15 protein-coding genes, 1 tRNA gene and 1 pseudogene are annotated in these 19,957 nt (G+C 62.2%); 12 read left to right on the plus strand and 5 right to left on the minus strand.

Going from position 1 to position 19,957, the window contains the following annotated elements:
• Nucleotides 1-374: 374 nt before the first annotated feature.
• Entirely contained in the window at nucleotides 375-764 is a 390-nt protein-coding gene (locus HMPREF2526_RS05090) for a heavy metal-responsive transcriptional regulator (RefSeq protein WP_004601215.1), read from the minus strand.
• A 108-nt stretch (nucleotides 765-872) separates the two neighbouring features.
• On the opposite strand from HMPREF2526_RS05090, the gene merA reads away from it, so the two are divergent.
• The 3 genes and pseudogenes from merA to HMPREF2526_RS05105 all read left to right on the plus strand — a co-directional run.
• Nucleotides 873-2,297, plus strand: coding sequence for a mercury(II) reductase (gene merA, locus HMPREF2526_RS05095; RefSeq protein WP_046648249.1), 1,425 nt, complete (start codon nucleotides 873-875; stop codon nucleotides 2,295-2,297).
• Between the two features lie 228 nt (nucleotides 2,298-2,525).
• Nucleotides 2,526-3,008, plus strand: coding sequence for a TlpA family protein disulfide reductase (locus tag HMPREF2526_RS13595; RefSeq protein WP_082254455.1), 483 nt, complete (start codon nucleotides 2,526-2,528; stop codon nucleotides 3,006-3,008).
• Nucleotides 3,005-3,958 (plus strand): annotated as a pseudogene (locus HMPREF2526_RS05105) (cytochrome c biogenesis CcdA family protein); the annotation flags it as partial. The gene HMPREF2526_RS13595 and the pseudogene HMPREF2526_RS05105, both read left to right, overlap by 4 nt.
• A 249-nt stretch (nucleotides 3,959-4,207) precedes the next feature.
• Here the strand turns inward: HMPREF2526_RS05105 and HMPREF2526_RS05110 are convergent.
• The 3 genes from HMPREF2526_RS05110 to HMPREF2526_RS05120 all read right to left on the minus strand — a co-directional run bounded on the left by HMPREF2526_RS05110 (nucleotide 4,208) and on the right by HMPREF2526_RS05120 (nucleotide 8,082).
• Nucleotides 4,208-5,494, minus strand: a complete 1,287-nt coding sequence (locus HMPREF2526_RS05110; RefSeq protein WP_070546201.1) for an MFS transporter — start codon at nucleotides 5,492-5,494, stop codon at nucleotides 4,208-4,210.
• Between the two features lie 47 nt (nucleotides 5,495-5,541).
• Nucleotides 5,542-6,894 (minus strand): dicarboxylate/amino acid:cation symporter, encoded by a 1,353-nt coding sequence (locus tag HMPREF2526_RS05115; RefSeq protein ID WP_070546203.1) that lies wholly within the window; start codon nucleotides 6,892-6,894, stop codon nucleotides 5,542-5,544.
• Between the two features lie 117 nt (nucleotides 6,895-7,011).
• On the minus strand, nucleotides 7,012-8,082 hold the full coding sequence (locus tag HMPREF2526_RS05120; protein WP_070546205.1) for a lipoate--protein ligase family protein: 1,071 nt from the start codon (nucleotides 8,080-8,082) through the stop codon (nucleotides 7,012-7,014).
• 463 nt (nucleotides 8,083-8,545) lie between these two features.
• On the opposite strand from HMPREF2526_RS05120, the gene HMPREF2526_RS05125 reads away from it, so the two are divergent.
• The 4 genes from HMPREF2526_RS05125 (at nucleotide 8,546) to nrfD (ending at nucleotide 14,928) form a co-directional block, all read left to right on the plus strand.
• Nucleotides 8,546-9,388 (plus strand): PRC and DUF2382 domain-containing protein, encoded by an 843-nt coding sequence (locus HMPREF2526_RS05125; protein ID WP_070516786.1) that lies wholly within the window; start codon nucleotides 8,546-8,548, stop codon nucleotides 9,386-9,388.
• A 123-nt stretch (nucleotides 9,389-9,511) separates the two neighbouring features.
• Complete coding sequence (fdnG, locus tag HMPREF2526_RS05135) at nucleotides 9,512-12,784, plus strand: formate dehydrogenase-N subunit alpha (protein WP_246819860.1); 3,273 nt, start codon at nucleotides 9,512-9,514, stop codon at nucleotides 12,782-12,784.
• A gap of 9 nt (nucleotides 12,785-12,793) precedes the next feature.
• Nucleotides 12,794-13,837 carry a 4Fe-4S dicluster domain-containing protein gene (locus HMPREF2526_RS05140; protein WP_070546209.1) on the plus strand — a complete coding sequence of 348 codons (1,044 nt, stop codon included), beginning with the start codon at nucleotides 12,794-12,796 and terminating at the stop codon, nucleotides 13,835-13,837.
• Nucleotides 13,834-14,928 (plus strand): NrfD/PsrC family molybdoenzyme membrane anchor subunit, encoded by a 1,095-nt coding sequence (gene nrfD, locus HMPREF2526_RS05145; RefSeq protein WP_070546211.1) that lies wholly within the window; start codon nucleotides 13,834-13,836, stop codon nucleotides 14,926-14,928. Before HMPREF2526_RS05140 ends, nrfD begins: the two co-directional genes overlap by 4 nt.
• Here the strand turns inward: nrfD and selD are convergent.
• The gene (gene selD, locus HMPREF2526_RS05150) at nucleotides 14,918-15,895 is read right to left on the minus strand and encodes a selenide, water dikinase SelD (RefSeq protein WP_070546213.1); all 978 of its coding nucleotides are present in this window, start codon (nucleotides 15,893-15,895) and stop codon (nucleotides 14,918-14,920) included. The genes nrfD and selD overlap by 11 nt on opposite strands.
• A 35-nt stretch (nucleotides 15,896-15,930) precedes the next feature.
• On the opposite strand from selD, the gene HMPREF2526_RS05155 reads away from it, so the two are divergent.
• The 5 genes from HMPREF2526_RS05155 to HMPREF2526_RS05170 all read left to right on the plus strand — a co-directional run bounded on the left by HMPREF2526_RS05155 (nucleotide 15,931) and on the right by HMPREF2526_RS05170 (nucleotide 19,896).
• Nucleotides 15,931-16,025, plus strand: a tRNA-Sec gene (locus HMPREF2526_RS05155).
• Nucleotides 16,026-16,049: 24 nt separating this feature from the next.
• Entirely contained in the window at nucleotides 16,050-17,333 is a 1,284-nt protein-coding gene (selA, locus tag HMPREF2526_RS05160; RefSeq protein ID WP_210384393.1) for an L-seryl-tRNA(Sec) selenium transferase, read from the plus strand.
• Nucleotides 17,334-19,124, plus strand: coding sequence for a selenocysteine-specific translation elongation factor (gene selB / locus HMPREF2526_RS05165; RefSeq protein WP_070546217.1), 1,791 nt, complete (start codon nucleotides 17,334-17,336; stop codon nucleotides 19,122-19,124).
• A gap of 245 nt (nucleotides 19,125-19,369) precedes the next feature.
• Nucleotides 19,370-19,588, plus strand: coding sequence for a type II toxin-antitoxin system RelE/ParE family toxin (locus HMPREF2526_RS12875; protein WP_246819861.1), 219 nt, complete (start codon nucleotides 19,370-19,372; stop codon nucleotides 19,586-19,588).
• A gap of 8 nt (nucleotides 19,589-19,596) precedes the next feature.
• Nucleotides 19,597-19,896 (plus strand): HigA family addiction module antitoxin, encoded by a 300-nt coding sequence (locus HMPREF2526_RS05170; RefSeq protein WP_070546219.1) that lies wholly within the window; start codon nucleotides 19,597-19,599, stop codon nucleotides 19,894-19,896.
• Nucleotides 19,897-19,957 lie beyond the last annotated feature (61 nt).

The following is a 19,957-nucleotide window of genomic DNA, read 5'->3' on the forward strand; positions in this document are numbered from 1 at the left end:
TTCTCAGCCAGTTGGATCACCGACACAACTGGGCCGAAGGCGGGCCAACCCACCCGAAGAACCTGGTTTTCGCCTGTCGATCATGGTGGTGATGGTGCACAGAATTATGAACGCAAGGGCCCACCAACTACCTGCTCGCGAAGACTGTTCTTGTCCACCGGGAACTGTCTTATTTCCGTCTTCCCGTAGGGGACTATTTTTACTTTGGCTCAAAATGCACCAAAGGTATTATCCTCAACCGCCAAAATGTTACTTCCAGGTAAGAAATAGTCCCTATTTATAGATAGCTCCTGGCGGTTAATCCTGTCATCCTGGCTCTCGTCGAGCTGCAACTCTCGCATAGCGTGGTTGCTAAGGAGGTGTGCCCAATTGGATTACAAGTACCTACACACTTGATCGGTGCTGCACGTTTCAGGGTCCGGGTGTGCGGCGTCCTGTCTGAGGTCCGCGATAGTGTCGCGCAGCACGGAGAGCTGCGCGATCTGCTGCTCGATCTCAGCGAGGCGCACGTCAAGCAGGTCGCGCACGTGCTCGCAGGGCGCCTGGCCGCCGTCGCGGATGTCGAGGATCTGGCGGATCTGGGCGAGGGTCAGCCCGGCGGCCTGGCCCCGGTGGATGAACCCGACCCGACCCACGGCATCCTCGGCGTAGTCCCGATAGCCGGAGGCCAATCGCTCGGCCGGAGGGAGCAGCCCCGACTCCTCGTAGAACCGCAGGGTCTTGGTCGTGGTTCCGGTTGCTTCCGCAAGCTGTCCGATCCTCATGTTCGCCGATTCCCCTTCCAATGGCCACCACACTTGACCTTCCATTGTACTGGAAGGTTCACAATGGTTCCATAGGAACTTTTGAACCACAGGGAAGAGACATCTGGAATGACAAACGAAAAGTTCGATCTGGCGATTATTGGTTCCGGCGGCGGAGCGTTTGCGGCCGCGATCCGGGCCACCGGACTGGGCAAGCGCGTCGTGATGGTGGAGCGCGGCACCGTGGGCGGGACATGCGTGAACACGGGCTGCGTCCCGTCGAAGGCGCTCCTGGCTGCCGCGGAGGCCCGCCACGTGGCGTTGGATTCGGCCCGCTTCCCTGGGGTGGCGGCCTCGGCGGGCCCGGTGGACATGCCGGCCCTGATTCAGGGCAAGGCCGCGCTGGTTGAAAGCATGCGCACGGAGAAGTACGTCGATCTGGCCGCGGACTACGGGTGGACGATGATCTCGGGGGACGCGTCGTTCACCGGAACCCAGGACGCACCGCTGCTCCGGGTGATCTCCCCGGATGGTGCAGTGAGAACGATCGAGGCCGGGCACTACCTCGTGGCCACTGGCTCCGCACCCTACGTGCCGCCCGTTCCCGGACTGGCCGAGGCCGGGTACCTGACCTCGACGACGGCGATGGAACTGGACGAGGTGCCCGAATCAATGCTGATCCTGGGCGGAGGCTATGTTGCCCTGGAGATGGCACAGCTTTTCTCCCGGCTGGGCTCCCGGGTGACCATGCTGGTCCGTTCCCGGTTGGCCTCGCAGGAGGAACCGGAGGCATCCAAGGCGTTGGCGGGGGTGTTCGCCGACGAGGGGATCCGGGTGGTCCGGCGGGCCATGGCCGACTCCGTGGCCTCCGGCCCGGACGGGGTCTCGGTGACGGCAAACGTGGCCGGGGGCGAGGAGGTGTTCCGCGCTTCCCGCATCCTCGTGGCACTGGGCCGCCGCCCGGTGACCGAGGGACTGGACCTTGACGCCGTCGGGGTGAAGACCGGCGCATCCGGCGAGATCGTGGTCGATTCCCGCCTGGCCACGTCCAACCCGCGGGTTTGGGCCGCCGGGGACGCGACCGGCCATCGGGAGTTCGTTTACGTCGCAGCGGCCCACGGCGCCTTGGCCGTGGACAATGCGTTCACCGATGCCCTGGCCGAGGTCGACTACCGGCACCTGCCCCGGGTCACCTTCACCAGTCCCGCCATCGGGGCGGTCGGGATGACGGAAAAGGAAGCTGTCGCCGCCGGGATCAGCTGCGAGTGCCGGGTCCTCCCCCTGGAGTACGTGCCGCGAGCCGTGGTCAACCGCGACACCCGCGGCTTCATCAAGGTTGTCGCGGACCGCGACACCGGACGGATCCTGGGCCTCTCCGCGGTGGCCAAGGACGCCGGGGAAATCGCCGCCGCCGGCGTCTACATCCTCGAAGCGGGCATGACCACCGCGCAGGTCGCCGCCGCCTGGAGCCCCTACCTGACGATGGCCGAGGGCATCAGGATCGCCGCCAAGGCCTTCACCACCGACGTCTCCGAGCTCTCCTGCTGCGCCTGAGCTCCAAGCCCCCACTACCGAAGCAAAGGAATGCCCTGACCGCCACCGACCAGGCCCTCACCTATCTGTTGTCCCCGAGCACCACCGCACCGACCACGGTACCGCCTGAGTCCCCATCCCCATTCCTGGAAGGAACCACCAGACACTATGACATACCCGAGATCCCGCCGTTCTCTGTCCGTTCCCCGGCCCAGGCACCTCGCCTCCGCCCTGTTTCTGGCAGCGGTCATGGCACTGACAACCGCCTGCGCCAGCTCACCGAGCGGCCCGTCGGCCGCGCCAGGCGGTTCGTCGCCCGACGCGGCCGGTGCCGTTGCTGTTACGGTCTCCGACATTGACGGCACTACCCGGACCATCCCGGACGGTAAGCCCGCAGCACTGTTCTTCTTCTCTGCCGGATGCGGTGAGTGTGTGGAAGGGGCCGATTCCCTGAACAAGGCCTCCACGGCCCTGGGAAGCTCGGCCGACTACCTCCTGGTGGACGTGGACCCCCGAGAACCGAAGGAGACCATCAACGGATTCCGCGATTACATCAAGGCCCCTGAGCTCCCTGCCGTCATCGACACCGAGGCCACACTGACCACCCAGTACAAGGTCACCTCCATAAGCACCCTGGTGGTGGTCGACGCGAAGGGCGACGTTACCTTCCGGGCCACCGACCCGTCTGCGGAAAAGATCCAAGAAGAACTCACCAAGGCCGGTGCCCAATGACAGCCCTGCTTGCCCTGGCCTTCGCCGCTGGAATGATTGCCCCGGTCAATCCCTGCGGTTTCGCCCTCCTGCCCGCCTGGATAGCCCAGACCATCGGGGACGCCCGGACGCGCCCGCTCGCGCTGCGTCTGGCCCACGGGCTTCGGGCCGGGCTCGCGCTCAGCCTCGGCTTCGCCGGGACCCTGGCAGCCTTCGGGCTGATCGTCAGCGCGGGCGCCAGGACCCTGATCAGCGCAGCGCCCTGGCTGGGAATGGCCACCGGGGTGATCCTTCTCCTGCTGGGCCTGGCCATGCTCACCGGACTCACACCACGGCTCCGTCTGCCGGCCTGGGCCACGAAACCCCGCACACAAGAAGCCGCAGGGGCAGGTCACAAAACCGGGCGCATGGTGGCCTTCGGGATCGGATACGCCGCAGCATCCCTCGGCTGCACCCTCGGGGTGCTCCTGGCCGTGATCGCCCAAGCCCAGGCCGTCGCCAGCTACGCCGGGCTGCTCGCGGTCTTCGCCGCCTACGCCGCAGGCTCGGCCACTGTCCTGATGCTCGTTTCGGCAGGCACGGCCATCGCCGGGGCCGCCCTCGGGCGAAGAATCACCGGCCTGGCCAAGCACAGCAACCGCATCGCCGCCTTCATCCTCACCATAACCGGCGCCTACCTCAGCTGGTATTGGTATCCCGCCGCCACCGGCGGAACCGCACAGGCCAACAGCCTCGCCGTATGGTCAGCCGCCGCCAGCGCCTGGATCAGCGACAACAGCACCCTGATCGCAGCCCTCGCCGCAGCCGTGGTGCTCGCATCGGCATTGGCCGCCCTCAACCGGCGCAGGAGACTGCGCATCAGACAGGGAACGCCGCCCACAGGCGAGGGCCCCGGGCAAAGCGGGGAACCCGACTGCTGCACACCAACTCCGGACAATAACTCGACCGAGGACCGGCCAGGCACGATCCCGTGGCTGGCCGAGGACTCCCAAAAAGCAAGGGGGAGAGGGAACCTTGCCCATCTTCTGGCAAACGAGGCGCCCGCCTATCAGGACAGGTTGGTACAGCGGCATCAGGCCGGAAGTCAATTCGTGCGGCCCTGCTCGTCGTCTGAAACGACAATTCGGATCGCTAGCGGTCGGGCGATTGACGCTGCCTGAAGCTCAAGTGTGGGTCGTTGATGGAAGTTACTACCAGGAGGGGGAGAGTGAGGCGGTGGGTTAGATCTCTTTTAGGCGATTCCGCTTGGAGGCGAAGAGAACGCCTCCGCCGGTGATAATCGCAGCGGCAACAAGGTAATACGCCGGGGCGAGTTGGTTGTCTGTTTTGTCAATAAGCCAGGTGGCGATCATGGGCGCTGTGCCGCCGAAGACAGCGTTAGCTGTGTTGAAGGTGAGTGCAAAGCCGGAAAGGCGAACATGGGTGGGGAACTGTTCGGAGAGGAAGGAGGGGAGGACGCCGTCGTTAAGCGCAAGCACGCCGCCCAGGCACACCTGGATGATGATGACCAGGAGGATCCCAGCGCCGTCCAGGAGCATGAAGGCAGGAACAATGAAGAGTCCCATGAAAAGTGCAGCACACAGCATGGTCGTGCGGCGACCCAGGCGGTCTGATAGCAGGCCGGTGAGAAGTGCGAAGCCGACATAGAAAGCGGAAGCGACCGATGACGCAATGAAGGCAGGTGTTTCCGCCATGCCCAGCTCCTGGGAGAGATAGGTCGGCAGGTAAGTCAGGATGACATAGAAACCGATGGCGTTGAGAACTGCGCCCGAGAAGGCGATTGCCAGGGCCTTGGGGTATTTGATGACCTCGCGAAGAGGGGATTCCTCCGTGTCATCTTGATTCTCAAAGCGGGAAGACTCATCGGCGTTGCGGCGAATCCACAGGCCGTAAAGGCCCAGGGGTAGTGCGATGAGGAAGGGGACGCGCCAACCCCAGGAGATGAGGGCATCGTCGTCAAGCACGCCGGTGAGTAGTGCTGCGATGAGGGAGCCCAGTAGCAGGCCGGATGCTGTGGCGGAAGGCACGATTGCGGCGTAGATACCCCGCTTATGCGTCGGAGCGATTTCTGCGAGGTGCGTGGCTGCCCCGGCATATTCGCCAGCCGCGGAGAAACCTTGGACCATGCGCGAAAGCAGAAGTAGCAGGGTGGCGGCGAATCCGATTGTTTCGTAGCTGGGGAGGAAGCCGATCACGGCTGTCGCCAGCGACATCATCGTGATCGATACCGTCAGGGTTTGAATTCGTCCGTGTTTGTCACCAAAGTGTCCCCACACAATTCCGCCGAGCGGGCGGACGAGGAAGGAAAGCGCAAAGAGTGCGAATGTCATGATGAGCGCGCGGCGCCCTTCCATCTCCGGAAAGAAGACCCGGGAGATAATGGCCGACATATAAATGTAGGCCGCATAGTCGAACCATTCGATGAAGGTTCCTATGAAGGAGGCCTTGATGGCGCTGCGGTGTTGTGTGGAATCGGGGTCTGGTGGTGCTTGGGTTGACGTGGACATAGCTTCCACCGTACAGAAACTATGTGTGTTCCACGTCACTTATGTTCCTAAACGTTCACGCTGTCCCGTTCGTTCTCATCAGCGTTCATGATGTCATTGACGCCACCCTCGGCAGCATCCCAGGTTGCTTGGTCTTGGATGCCGGCGCGCTTGGCTACGATCGTGGCACACAGTGCCTGACCGGTGACATTGACGGCGGTGCGGCCCATATCAATGATGGGCTCGATGGCGAGCAAGAGGCCGACGCCTGCCAGCGGGAGGCCCAGCGTGGAGAGCGTCAGTGTCAACATGACGGTGGCGCCTGTCGTGCCGGCAGTAGCTGCGGAGCCAATGACGGAAACGAAGATGATGAGAAGGTATTGGGTCGGAGAAAGGTCAATTCCGTAGAACTGAGCGATGAAGATGGCGGCGATAGCCGGGTAAACGGAGGCGCAGCCGTCCATCTTCGTGGTAGCGCCGAGCGGGATGGCGAAGGAGGCGTATTCGCGAGGCACACCCATGGCCCTCTCCGTAAAGCGCTGGGTAACCGGCATGACTCCCATGGAGGAACGGGTGACGAAGCCGAGGGAGAATACTGGCCATACGCGCTTGTAGAAGCCGATGATTGGAATGCGGTTGAAAGCAAGGACGGCAGGGTAGACCACAACAATGACAAGGGCGAGTCCGACATACATCGCGAGGACGAACTTGCCTAAGGAGCTCAGCGCATCCCAGCCATAGGTGGACACGGCTTTGCCGATGAGGGCGGCGGTGCCAATCGGGGCGAGGCGAATGATCCACCAGAGGACCACCTGGATAACCTTGAGGAAGGACTCGGTAAAGCGCAGGAAGGGATCGGCTGCTTTGCCAGCCTTGACCGCAGCGATGCCCAAGGCCAAGGAAATGACAAGGAGCTGAAGGGCGCCGAAGCTGAGGGAGACTTCGCCGTCGCTAAGCGAAGCTTTGAGTCCAAAGAAGTTGGCGGGGACGAGTTGCTGGAGGAATGCGGTCCAGGAGCCAACGTTGGAGGGATCGGCGGCGGTGGAGGCGTCGACAGTCGTGCCTACGCCTGGCTTCATCACGAGGGCGACGAGAATGCCAGCCAAGACGGAGAAGAAGGCCGTGATGGCGAACCATACAAGGGTGGAGATCGCCAGCGAGGCGGCGTTAGCCACCTTGCGCAGGTTGGCAACCGAGGTGACGACGGCCGCGAAGATGAGTGGCGGGACCATCACCTTGAGCAATTGGACGTACGCGCCGCCGACGCCGGACAGGGTATCGGAGAGCCACTCGGACTCCATGCCGGAGGCGATGAAGCCGAGGATCAGGCCGATGATGAGGCCGGCGATGACCTGGGCACCAAAGCCGGTGGCCCAAGAGGGCAGCGTGCGCGAGGATGCGCGGGAGGAAGTGTCGGACACGAGATTTTCCTTCTAGACAGTGTTGTATAGAAATGGACCAAATGGTTCGGTAGATTTATACCGATCGGTTCACTAGAACTTATAACACCGTACGCTGCCCAGAAATTCCCCTGCAAATTATGGGATGCGCTTGGTCCACTCTTCGTTGAGGAATTTGGTGTCGACGAGGCGCCGGGCGGCTGCTAGGGAGTCGTCGGAAAGCTCAGCGTCGACGGCGCCGTAGCGGGTGGCGAACTCGCGTGCCATGGTGTCGATGATTTCCTCGCGGGGCACGCCGGTCTGGCGGCGCAGCGGGTCCACACGTTTCTTTGCGCTGGCCAGGCCCTTGGAGGAGACCTTGACCTTGCCGATGCGCAAGACTTCCATCATCTTGTCCGCATCGATGTCATAGCTCATCGTGGTGTGGTGGAGCACCGCACCTTTGCGGCGCTTTTGCGCGGCACCGCCAATCTTTCCGCCGTCCGAGGTGATGTCATTAATCGGCACGTACCAGGCGTTGACGCCAAGCTTGCTCAGCGTCGCGAGTACCCATTGGTCCAGGTACTCGTAGCTAGCCTCGTAGGAATAACCGGCCACGAGCGAGTCTGGGGCGTACAGGGAATAAGTCACGCAATTGCCGCCCTCCATGAACATTGCGCCACCACCGGAGATTCGGCGTACTGGAATGATGCCGTGCTTGTCGACGCCCTCCTGGTCCAACTCATTGGCATAGGACTGGTAGGAACCGAACACGACGGCACGGTCTTCCCATTCCCAGAAGCGCAGAGTGGGGCCACGCTTTCCTTCAGCGACTTCGTTGAGGAGGACTTCGTCAAGGGCAACGTTGACTGGGGTGGGCAGAACCCCTGGGCGCAAGATTTCCCAGTTGTGATCCGTGAAGTCGGTACCGCCTGACAGCGCACGTTTGACCGTGACAGCTAGGTGATGGGTATCAAAGCCGTGGAGAGCTACGGGTGAATCGATTCGCGCAAGCGCGGCATCGAGGCGGGACTGGATGTCCTCGGTGCTTGTGGCGGTAGTGATGCCGACCAGCGCTGGGGCTAGTGCCTCGTAGGCTTCCTCCGGTTCGAGGAAGAAATCACCGGAGACCTTGGCTGCGGTAACGGTGCTGTCGGCGTCAATATCGAGATCGACAACGAGTAGCTTGCCGCCGGGGACTTTGAGTTCGAAGTGTTTAGTTTGGTTCATGGTGTTCAGGGTACTCAGATATGGCGGTGTGATGATTGGGAAAGTAGACCATTTAACGAATCTGAAAACTGGGGTGGGGGTAGCTAACATTTATTGGATTTGCCTGTGGGGGTAGTAAAGGGTTGCGTAGAGGGCTGTTGTTGAGTGCTATGTTGCGAGCGCAAGTTAATGGCTTTGAGTCTCGGCTCGGGTGTGGGAGCGGGATGGCGGGCTAACGGGCGTTTGAAATGCTCAATTAGTCTGTAATCCAATCGTTATAGCTAATATGACCTGCGGCTAAGCGCGATTTTGGCACAAGAAGGGGTTGCTGCGGTGGCGCATTCTTGTTTCGTCCGTATGGTGGGTGGCGACGCAAACGAAATAGCAAATCGTCCCCCAATTTCCTTTGACTTATGGGGGTAGAAGTTAAAGCTATGGTTTGCCATCTCAATATAGACCAAATGTAGAAAGGTTTAGAGAAACAATGGGTAAGAACATCAAGGATCTGTTTAACGCAACCGCATACGACAAGGCCGGCGAGAAGCTGGGCTCTGTCAAGGAGGTCTTCGTCGACGAGCAGTCCGGTCAGCCGACTTTCGTTGAGGTCAACCACGGTCTGTTCGGTATGAGCTCCAGCTTGGTTCCGCTCCGTGGTCACGATTTCACCGGTGATGAGCTCAAGCTGGCTTTCTCTAAGGACCGCATCGAGAACGCGCCGGATTTTGACTCCGATAAGCCGCTGACTCCTGAGGCGCAGGCGGACATCTTCAAGCACTACGACCTCGAGAACGCACAGGACGTAACCACCTACCGTGACGAGCGTGATGAGCGCGCTGGCGTTGCCGGTGCTGGCGTAGCTGGCGCTGGTGTTGCCGGTGCTGGTGCAGGTGCACACGCTAAGGATGAGACCGAGCGCGCCGCTGTCTCCGACAATAGCGTCACCAACAACGAGGGCGAGGTTATCCGCTCCGAGGAGCGCTTGGACGTCAACAAGGAGCGCGTGGCCACCGGCGAGGCGCGCCTGCGCAAGTACGTCGTGACCGATACCGAGACCGTCGAGGTTCCGGTTGAGCGCGAAGAGGTTCGCGTCGAGCGCACCCCGATTTCCGAGGCTGACGCTGCCAACTACACCGGCACCATCGGTGATAACGGCGCGGAGGAAGCCTCCGTCACCCTGCACGAAGAGCGCGTGAATGTAGAGAAGAAGACCGTCCCGGTGGAGAAGGTTAACCTTTCCAAGGAGACCATCAAGGACACCGAGACCCACACCGAGGATCTGCGCAAGGAGCAAATCGATACCGACGGCATCACCGAGACCCGCAAGTAATCTCGGTTAAGGGCTAAGAGGCTGGAGCTGCAAAGCTCCAGCTTTTCGCGTTTTGGGTTTGTTCAGTATTTTCTGGTCTTGAACAGGGTGGAAAACGCAAGGCCAAGCCAGTAGGTTTGAATCATGTCACGTTTTAGCCCACTGAATTGGCCCGTTGTGCGCCAAATCCGGAACAAGGATGCCTTCGGCCGCGACGTGTCCACGCAGTCGGCTAAGAGTGAAGACCTGCGCGGACGCACCGTTGACGCGGACCGCGTCGTCCAGTCGGTCTGCCCCTACTGCGCAGTGGGTTGTTCTCAGCGCGTTTATGTCAAGGATGACCGCGTCATCCAAATCGAGGGCGACCCAGATTCCCCGATTTCCCGCGGCCGCCTGTGTCCCAAGGGCTCTGCTTCTGAGCAGCTTATTAATTCCTCGACACGCATCACCACGATCAAGTACCGAGCGCCCTATGCCACCGAATGGCAGGAGCTCGACGAAGAAACCGCGATGGATATGATCGCGGACCGTTTCGTGGAGGCGCGCGCGAGGCACTGGGAGGACGTCGATAAGCACGGGCGTCGTCTCAACCGCACCATGGGCATTGCGGGCCTGGGTGGTGCGACGCTAGATAATGAGGAGAACTACCTCATTAAGAAACTGTTTACCGCCACCGGCGCGATCCAGGTGGAAAACCAGGCGCGCATATGACACTCCGCCACTGTTCCTAGTCTAGGAACGTCGTTTGGCCGCGGCGGCGCAACCCAACCGCTGCAGGATATGGCGAATGCGGACTGCATCGTCATCGAGGGTTCTAATATGGCGGAATGCCACCCCGTGGGATTCCAATGGGTCGTGGAAGCCAAGAAGCGTGGTGCGCGCATTATCCACGTGGATCCGCGCTACACACGTACGTCTGCCTTTGCGAACCGCCACATCGGCATTCGCGGAGGCACGGACGTGGTGCTGCTCGGCGCGATTATCAAGTACGTGCTGGATAATGACCTGTATTTCCACGATTACGTGGTGAATTACACGAACGCGGCGTCGATCATCTCGCCGGATTTCCAGGACACCGAGGATTTGGAGGGCTTGTTCTCCGGGTACGACGCAGAGAAGGGCAAGTATGTCACGGACTCGTGGCAGTACGTGCGAAAGCCTGAGGGCTCCTCGTGGAACGTGGAGAAGGACATGACGCTGGAGGATCCGAATACGGTCTTCCAGATTCTCAAGCGCCACTACTCGCGCTACACCCCGGAGATGGTGGAAGAGACCTGTGGCATTTCGCCGGAGGACTTCTACTACTTGGCGGACTCGATTGCGCAGAACTCCACCCCGGAGCGCACTACGTGCTTCGCCTACGCGCTGGGCTTTACCCAGCACACCCTGGGTGCACAGTTCATCCGTACCGCGGCGATCCTGCAGCTGCTCATGGGCAACGTGGGCCGACCTGGCTCGGGGATCATGGCTTTGCGCGGGCACGCCTCGATTCAGGGATCGACCGATATTCCGACCCTCTTTAACTCGCTGCCGGGCTACCTGCCCATGCCGCACGCGGATCAGGAGACCTGGGAAGATTACCTGGATTCCTTCCGGCAGGAAGACCAGAAGGGTTTCTGGCAGCTGGGTGAGAACTACGCGGTCTCGCTCATGAAGTCCTACTGGGGCGACGCCGCAACCAAGGAAAATAACTGGGGTTTTGACCTCATGCCGCGCCTGTCCGGTGCGCACTCGACGTATGAGACCTTGTTGGCCATGCTGCGCAAGGAGGTGGAAGGCTACTTTGTCTTTGGCCAGAACCCTGCGGTGGCGCAGTCCAACGGCGGCATGCAGCGCCGCGGGCTCGCCTCGCTGAAGTGGCTGGTTGTCCGCGATTTCCAGGAGATTGAAACGGCAAGTTTCTGGAAGGATTCGCCGGAAGTCAAGAACGGCGAGCTCAAGACCGAGGAGATTGCCACCGAGGTCTTCCTCATGCCGGCGGCAACGCACGTGGAGAAGTCCGGAACTTTTACCCAGACTCAGCGCATGGTGCAGTGGCGCTTCCAGGCGACTCCGCCGCCGGGCCAGGCCCGCAGTGAGGCGTGGTTCTTCTACCAGCTGGGCAAGAAGATTCGGGAGCGCTTGGCGGATTCGACCGACCCGCGCGACCTGCCGATTAAGTCCGTGACGTGGGATTACACCGAGGATGAGCACGGGGATCCCAGCTCGGACGAGATCTTGCGCGAGATCAACGGCTACTACCTCGACGGGCCGAAGAAGGGCCAATTGCTGCCGAGTTTCACGGAGATGCGCGCCGATGGTTCTACCTCCGGCGGCTGCTGGATTTACACCGGCGTGTATAAGGACGGCATCAACCACGCCGCGAAGAAGGTCCCGGGTTCGGAGCAGAACGAGGTGGCACTCGAGTGGGGCTGGGTCTGGCCGGCCAACCGACGCATCCTGTACAACCGCGCCTCCGCCAAGCCGGATGGCACTCCGTGGTCGGAGCGCAAGAAGTACATTTGGTGGGACGAGGACCAGGGCAAGTGGGTCGGCGATGATGTCCCGGACTTCCCGGTGACGAAGCGCCCGGATTATGTCGCGCCTGTCGACGCCGTCGGCCCCGACGCCCTCGATGGCGACGATCCGTTTATCATGCAGGCCGACGGCCTGGGTTGGCTGTTCGCGCCGAAGGGGCTGTCCGACGGACCGCTGCCGACTCACTACGAGCCGCAAGAATCACCGGTGCACAACGCTCTGTACAAGCAGCAGCAGTCACCGACGCGCCTGACTATCAAACGCGCGGACAACCTTTCCCGCCCCGAGCCAGGGGAGCGGGGCGAGGACGTGTTCCCGTTTGTCTTCTCCACCTACCGTCTGACGGAGATGTACACCTCGGGCGCGATGTCGCGCCGCTTGCCTTACTTGGCGGAGCTGCAGCCGGGACTCTTCTGCGAGGTGGACAAGGAACTGGCCGCCAAGCGTGGATTGGTCAACGGCGAGTGGGCCACCATCGTGTCCCCGCGCGGCGTCATCGAGGCTCAGGTTTTGGTGACGGACCGCATGGAGATGCTCACCATCAATGGTGAGGACTTCCACCAGATCGGCCTGCCTTATCACTACGGAGAATCGGAGACCACCGAGGTGGCCGGCGATGGCGCCAACGACCTGTTGGGTCTGACCTTGGAGCCGAACGTGTTCATCCAGAACTCCAAGGTGGGTGCGTGCGATATTCAGCCGGGCCGCCGCCCGCGCGGCGAGGCACGCGTCAAGCTGCTCCGCGAATACCAGGAGCGGGCGCACCTGACCGTGGAATCCGGAAACAGGATCCTGGATGTCTCAGACGCCTTCACCACTGAGAGCACCGCCTCCGCAGAGAACACTGGTGATGATTCAACGGCGGGCAACGAGGCAGACTATGAAGGTAAAGAAAGCTAAGGAGGACGCGTGGCTAATATTTTGACCGAAAAGGCCGATCGACACGGCTATGAGACCTATCAGCGAATGGCGTTCTTTACCGATACCTCGGTGTGCATTGGCTGCAAAGCCTGCGAGGTGGCGTGCAAGGAATGGAACCGCAACCCAGTGGAAGGCTACGCGGTTACCGGAAACTCCTATGACAACACTGGCGGGCTGGGCGCGAATACGTGGCGTCACGTGGCCTTCATCGAGCAAAACAACGAGCGCATTGAGCAGGCGCGCGAGGAGGGGCGCAGACTCGTCGCGCTGGGTATGCCCACAACCTCTGCACCAAGCGTCACCCCAGATACCGATGATTTTCGCTGGCTGATGTCCTCCGACGTCTGCAAGCACTGCACCAACGCGGGCTGCTTGGACGTGTGCCCGACGGGCGCGCTCTTTCGCTCCGAGTTCGGCACCGTCGTGGTGCAGGACGACGTGTGCAATGGCTGTGGTACGTGCGTGGCCGGTTGCCCCTTCGGCGTCATTGAGCGCCGCGATGACGGCGGCGTGACGCTCAAGGCAGACAAGACCGCCACCGTGGATTATGAGGTCCCTGACCACGCGGGTGTGAACGTGCTGGCAAAGCTGAAGCAGCTGAAACCCCAAGGGCCTGACCATATTCCGGGGCAGGCGATGCCGATCAAGAACTTGGGCGTGGCCCAGAAGTGCACCATGTGTTATGACCGCCTCAAGATCGGCGAGCAGCCCGCGTGCGCCAAGACGTGCCCGACGGATTCCATCCAGTTCGGCCCTTACGAGGAGATGCTCGCTGCCGCGCAGGAGCGTGTGCGCGTCCTGCACGAGCAGGGGCTGACGGAGGCTCGTCTCTACGGCGCCAATTCCCAGGATGGGGTCGGTGGAACGGGTTCTATTTTCCTGTTGCTCGATTCCCCAGAGGTCTACGGGCTGCCGCCGGATCCGCGCGTTCCCACGGCGGATTTGCCGCAGATGTACAAGACCGCAGCGAAAGCTATCGGAGGAATGGCGCTGGCCGTGGCCGGGGCATTCATGTTGGGAGGCCGCAAGTGAGCGAGTTTGATGAGTACCGCCCGCCGCAGGAGCCTAGGCGCAGGCGAGGCAGCGGCAAGAAACGCAAGCGCGGCCGCGTCGGCGCTGGCGCGCAGGACGGCTCCAAAGAAGAGCGTATGGCGGAGGACTTCGAGTTTTCCTCGTATTACGGCAAGCCCGTAGTCAAGGCCCCGCCGTGGGAGTGGCCCATCGGCGGCTATCTCTTCCTCGGCGGCGTGGCCGGCGGTTCTGCGATGTTGGCCGCCGGTGCCCAGGCCACTGGGAACGCACCGCTGAAACGCTCGACGCGGATGACGGCTTTCTCCGCGGCATCGGTAGGGTCGGTCTTTTTGGTGCTCGACCTCGGCCGCCCAGAGCGCCTGCTCAACATGTTCCGCGTCTTCAAGGTGACCTCGCCGATGTCCATCGGCTCGTGGATCCTGGGCAGCTTCGCTTCCGCCGCGGCCCTGCCGGCGGTCGAGGAAGCGGACGAACTGGTCGGCGGTGTGCTGCCGAAGTCGCTTCGCCGCCTCCTCGATAAGGCGGCGGGTCCAGCAGGCGCTGTCGCCGGCGTGCTTGGTGGCCCGCTGGCGGGCTACACGGCGGTGCTGTTGGCCAACACGTCAAACCCGACGTGGAATGACGCGAAGAAGCATCTGCCTTATGTGTTCGTGTCCTCGGCCTCGGCTGCGGCGTCGGGTGCCGCCATGGTCTTTACCCCGGTGGAGAATGCTGGTGCGGCACGAGCGCTCGGTATCACTGCCGCGGCGACCGATCTGGCCGCGACCCGTGTCATGGAAGCGAACATGGAGCCAGAGCCTCTGCGCCCGCTGCACGAAGGCACACCCGGGAAACTCATGAAGGCCTCCGAGGCGCTCATTGCCGCGGGCGGGGTGGGAACCGCAATCGCGTCGGTCACAAAGTCGCGCGCGGTGTCGGTGGTCTCCGGCCTGGCGCTTCTGGCGGGTTCTGCCTGCACTCGTTTCGGCGTGCTCAATGCGGGGTTGGAGGCGGTGAAAGATCCGTCGACAAGCATCGGCCCGCAAAAGCGCCGTGCTGAGGCCCGCCGCCAGGCAGAAGGCCTCACGCACTCGACAGTGACTAGCGGATAGTAATGTGCGCCCCGCCCGGCACGGTGCGGCCGATGACCGGGTAACCGGGGACCTCGCCGATAACCAGCAGGCCGCCGGAGGTTTGGGCATCGGCGAGGAAGACCAAGTCCTCTTCACTCAAATTGGAGTCGAGGTGGGGGCGGACCCAATCTAGGTTGCGGCGCGAGCCGCCCGGGATGAAGCCCTCCGCCAGGGCCTCCTTGGCGCCGTCCACCGCAGGAACAGCGGAAAAATCCAGCTCCGCGCCGACACCGGAAGCGCGGCACATCTTGTAGAGGTGCCCCAGAAGACCAAAGCCGGTGACATCGGTAGCCGCGCGCACGCCCGCGGCCACGGCGGCCGCGGCAGCCTCGCGGTTGAGCGTGGTCATGGAATCCACCGCGGCCTGGGAGACTTCACCGGTGGCCTTGTGCTTGTTATTGAGGATGCCCACACCGATTGGTTTGGTCAGCGTGATGGGCAGGCCCGCCTCGGCGGCGTCGTTGCGCATAATCTTGTCGGGGTGGACGATGCCCGTGGCAGCCAAACCATACGTGGGCTCCGGGGCAGTGATGGAGTGTCCACCAGTAATGGATATCCCCGCCTCGCTGGCCACATCCATGCCACCGCGCAGGACTTCGCGCAATACATCAAGACCGAGCTTCTCGCGCGGCCAGCCCACGAGGTTGATGGCGGTGATGGGAGTGCCGCCCATGGCGTAGACGTCGGAAAGCGCATTGGCTGCCGCCACCCGGCCCCAGTCATAGGGGTCGTTGATCATCGGGGTGAAGAAGTCCGCGGTGGAGATGACCGCGAGGCCGTTTGGGATGCGCACGGCGGCGGCATCGTCGCCGTCGTCAAGCCCGACCAGCACGTTGGGGTCCGCGGTGCCCACGAGGCCCGCGACGGCGGATTCGAGCTCTCCCGGGGGGATCTTGCAGGCGCAGCCGCCACCGGCGGCAAAGGAGGTAAGTGTGATGTCAGACATGGGGGTTATTCTAGCCGCGTGTATGGTGAGCAGACGGAGGCGTACGTGTCCTGGTGGGCGCCCCGGTCTTCAAAACCGGTGAGGCCGAGCATCTCGGTCTGGCAGGTTCGATTCCTGTCCGTCTCCGCCATTAGCGCAGCTAGGAGGAACTTTGATGACTGACCCCCGCCGCTTCATCCCGAAGATGGATGAGATCCTCCAGTACCCAGCGGTGCAGGACGCCCACCAACGATTGGCGCCGCATTCGGTCCGCGCGATCATCGACGCCGTGCTTGCCGACGCCCGCTCCGGCTCCCTCGACCCCACCCGCATTCAAGAGGAGCTGGCCGACAGACTGGAAGCAGGGCAGCCCTATTCCTTGCGCCGCGTCATTAACGCCACGGGCGTGATCATCCACACGAACCTGGGCCGCGCCCCTTTGCCGCCGGCAGCGGTAGATGCGCTCGTGGCAGCAGCTGGCTACACGGACGTCGAGATGGACTTGGACAGCGGCCTGCGCTCACGGGATAGGGGCCGTGGCGCGGTCGACGCTGTCTTGGCTGCCTGCCCCGGCGCGGAGGATGCACTGGTGGTCAACAATGGGGCATCCGCGCTGTTGCTGGCGACCGCCGCCTTGGCCCCGGACAAGGAGGTCATCATTTCCCGCGGCGAACTTATTGAGATTGGTGCGGGCTTCCGTCTGCCGGAGCTCATCGAGTCCACGGCCACACGGCTGCGGGAGGTGGGCGCGACGAACCGCACCCACGTGGCGGACTACGAGCGGGCGCTCGGGGAGAACACCGGGGCGATTCTCAAGGTGCATCCCTCGAACTTCTTGATCAGTGGGTTTACGTCTTCTGTGTCGGTTGCAGCCCTGCGCAGACTCACAGATCTGCCGCTCATCGTGGATATCGGCTCAGGGTTGCTCGCACCCGATGAGGTGCTTCCTGAGGAACCCTCCGCCAGCGAGGCTCTTCGGGATGGCGCGGACGTAGTGCTCTTCTCGGGGGATAAGCTCCTCGGCGGACCGCAAGCCGGCGTGCTTGTGGGAAAGAAGGAAGCGATCGCCGCGTGTAAGAAACATCCGCTGGCGAGGGCGGTGCGCATCGACAAGCTGCGGCTTAACGCGCTCGAGGCCTCCCTTGCCACTCCCTCCAACGCCGTGCAGGATGCGCTGCACACTGACGCTAAACGTCATCGCGAGCGTACCGAGAAGGTCGCCGCGGCGGTGGGCGGCGAGGTTGTCGAGCATGCCGGGCGTGTGGGCGGCGGCGGGGCGCCCGAGGTACCGCTGCCGGGCTGGGCCGTGGCGTTGCCAGAAGAGCTGGCACGTCCACTGCGGTTGGGCGAGCCTCCCGTGGTGGCACGCGTGAACCAGGGACGCTGCCTGGTGGATGTGCGCTGCGTGCCGGAGGCGCAGGATGCGGAGCTTATTGCTGCGATTCAGGCGGTGATGTAGGTGTACGTTGTGGCGACCGCCGGGCATGTGGATCACGGAAAGTCGAGCCTGGTCAAAGCCCTGACGGGAATGGAACCGGACCGCTGGGAGGAAGAGAAGCGGCGCGGTTTGACCATCGACTTGGGGTTCGTGTGGACGAAGCTCGACTCCGGCGCCGACGTGGCTTTTGTCGATGTGCCGGGACACGAGAAGTTCCTGGGCAACATGCTGGCCGGGGTGGGGCCCGCGCCGGTGGTGCTCTTTGTCGTGGCGGCCGATGAAGGCTGGCAAGCGCAGTCCGCTGACCACCGCGATGCATTGCGCGCTCTGGGAATCGAGCACGGTGTGGTCGCGCTGACCCGCGCGGATAAGGCAGACGCTGCCCGCCGCGCTGAGGTCACCGCGCAGGTCAAGGCAGAGCTGGCGGGAACAGCGCTTGCCGACGCTCCCGTGGTCGAAGTCTCCGCAAAGACCGGCGAGGGCGTCGAAAAGCTTCGCGCCGAGTTAGACCAGGTGCTCGCCGCTATGCCCGCGCCGGATTGCCAAGCACGCGTGCGGTTGTGGGTCGATCGTGCCTTCAGCGTGAAGGGTGCTGGCACCGTGGTGACGGGAACGCTGGCGGCGGGGACTGTCTCGGTGGGGGATGAGCTGCAGCTTGGCGGGCAACTCGTGACGGTGCGCGGAGTGCACAGTGAAAACACGTCGGTGGACAGCGCTGGCCCGGTGACACGCGTGGCGCTTAACCTCCGCGGGGTGGCCGCCGACCAGGTTCATCGTGGGGATGCACTGCTGAGCCCAGGGCGTTGGCGGGTGCTCGATACCGTGGATATTCGCCGTACTTTTGGGACCGTGATGACCGAGCTTCCCCAGAACCTCGTGGTGCACATTGGCACGGTGGGGGTGGGCGCGCGTTTGCGGCCTTTAGGCGGTGAATTCGCGAGGTTGACACTGGAAAGCCCGCTGCCACTCACGCTGCTCGATAGGTTTGTGGTGCGCAGCCCCGGCGGGCGGCACGTGGCGGCGGGCTTTGAGGTCGTGGACGTGCATCCGGCTGAGCTGAGCAGGCGTGGTGATGCGAAGAAGCGCGCAGCTGAGCTAGAAGTTTTAGAGCCGGCCAACCCGTCCGAGTGGCTCAAGCGCTGCGGCTACGCTGCACACGAAGAGCTCGTGCGCGATGGCTTCTCGGTGGAGGAAAAGCCTGCCGGAGTCATCGAGTTCGCTCAGTGGTGGATTGCCGCACGACAGGTGACCGCGTGGAAGAATGCTCTCGTTTCGGCTGTGGAAGCACATGCCGCAGCGAACCCGCTTTCCCCAGGACTGACGAAAGCAGCGGCCATGGACGCGCTGAACCTGTCGGAGCCGGCCCTACTGGGCCTAGCAGTAGCGGCAGCCCAGCTCGAATCGGTCGATGGCGTGCTGCGCGTGCCTGGTCAGGCTGTAGATTTGGGCCCCGCGGAGAGGGGAGTAGCTGAGCTCGAGCAACGCCTGTACGCCGAGCCTTTCGCCGCCCCGGAGGCAGAAGAACTTAAGGAATTGGGGCTGGGCCCCAAAGAGCTCGCCGCTGCCGAGCGCGCCGGGCGTGTGCTCCGGTTAGACAAAGGCGTTGTGCTTTTGCCTTCCGCTCGGCGCGAGGCACTCAGCGTGGTTGCGCAGTTGGAACAGCCCTTCACCCTCTCGGAGGCGCGACAGGCTCTGGGAACGACGCGCCGGGTTGCTATTCCGCTCTTAGAGCACCTCGATGCCACCGGCGCGACCCGTTTGGTGGACGGAAAGCGCTTTGCATTCAGTGAAGAGGCAAAGGAACCACAATAAAGGCACCATTTGGGCGCGGTATTCGAAGAAATCCCAGGTCGTAACATTAGTTACGGCGCATAAGGTTCCAGTTAAAAGGTGCCTTTGGGGGCCATTGAGAAAACTGGAAGGGTGCAAGTGTCTTCAATGGTTTAACGGTGACCGTCATTGACGGTCACCGTTATGTTTTGTAGGGTGAACCCATGATTCAGTCTTTCGGTAACCGTGATACCGAGCTTGTCTGATTACGCGAAGCGTCGCCGCGGATTGATCCGAGAATCCACAAAACTGCTAATAGAAAACTCCATCAGCTCGATGCTGCTGTTTCACTGAACTCCTTACGAGTTCCACCGGGTAACCGCCTCGAAGCGTTGAAAGGTGACCGGAAAGGAACATTCAGTATCCGGGTCAATCAGCAGTGGAGGATTACCTTCCGCTGGACCGAGGCCGGCCCAGCGGACGTTGTTATCGAGGACTATCACTAAGGACAGTTATGAGTACCAAGCTTTATCCGCCGATTCACCCCGGCGAAGTGCTTAATGAAGATTTCATCGAGGCTTTTGGGATTACACAACACAAACTGGCTGTAGAAATTGGCGTTCCGCCGCGGAGGATTAATGAGATTGTCCACGGCAAGCGTGGAATCACTGCAGATACCGCTCTTCGGCTAGGAAAGTACTTCGGAAGCGAACCGCAGTATTGGCTTAACCTGCAAAGCCGTTATGAATTGGAGGTGGCTGAGGATGCCGTCGCTGATGAAATCGATGGCATCCGGCCGCTCGGTGCGGCTTAAAATCAGGGGGAAAGGAACCACAGTAAAGGGGCCCTTCCGGTTTTAGAGTGCGTTGATTTTG

This window comes from Corynebacterium sp. HMSC070E08, from assembly GCF_001808895.1.
Lineage (GTDB): Bacteria > Actinomycetota > Actinomycetes > Mycobacteriales > Mycobacteriaceae > Corynebacterium > Corynebacterium hiratae.

What these genes read in the sequence shown, in the direction of transcription:
- selD (WP_070546213.1), bottom strand. Translation starts at nt 15,895, where the DNA reads ATGTCTGACATCACACTTACCTCCTTTGCCGCCGGTGGCGGCTGCGCC.
- HMPREF2526_RS05090 (WP_004601215.1), bottom strand. Translation starts at nt 764, where the DNA reads ATGAGGATCGGACAGCTTGCGGAAGCAACCGGAACCACGACCAAGACC.
- selA (WP_210384393.1), top strand. Translation starts at nt 16,050, where the DNA reads ATGACTGACCCCCGCCGCTTCATCCCGAAGATGGATGAGATCCTCCAG.
- HMPREF2526_RS13595 (WP_082254455.1), top strand. Translation starts at nt 2,526, where the DNA reads ATGGCACTGACAACCGCCTGCGCCAGCTCACCGAGCGGCCCGTCGGCC.
- HMPREF2526_RS05110 (WP_070546201.1), bottom strand. Translation starts at nt 5,494, where the DNA reads ATGTCCACGTCAACCCAAGCACCACCAGACCCCGATTCCACACAACAC.
- merA (WP_046648249.1), top strand. Translation starts at nt 873, where the DNA reads ATGACAAACGAAAAGTTCGATCTGGCGATTATTGGTTCCGGCGGCGGA.
- HMPREF2526_RS05125 (WP_070516786.1), top strand. Translation starts at nt 8,546, where the DNA reads ATGGGTAAGAACATCAAGGATCTGTTTAACGCAACCGCATACGACAAG.
- HMPREF2526_RS05170 (WP_070546219.1), top strand. Translation starts at nt 19,597, where the DNA reads ATGAGTACCAAGCTTTATCCGCCGATTCACCCCGGCGAAGTGCTTAAT.
- HMPREF2526_RS05120 (WP_070546205.1), bottom strand. Translation starts at nt 8,082, where the DNA reads ATGAACCAAACTAAACACTTCGAACTCAAAGTCCCCGGCGGCAAGCTA.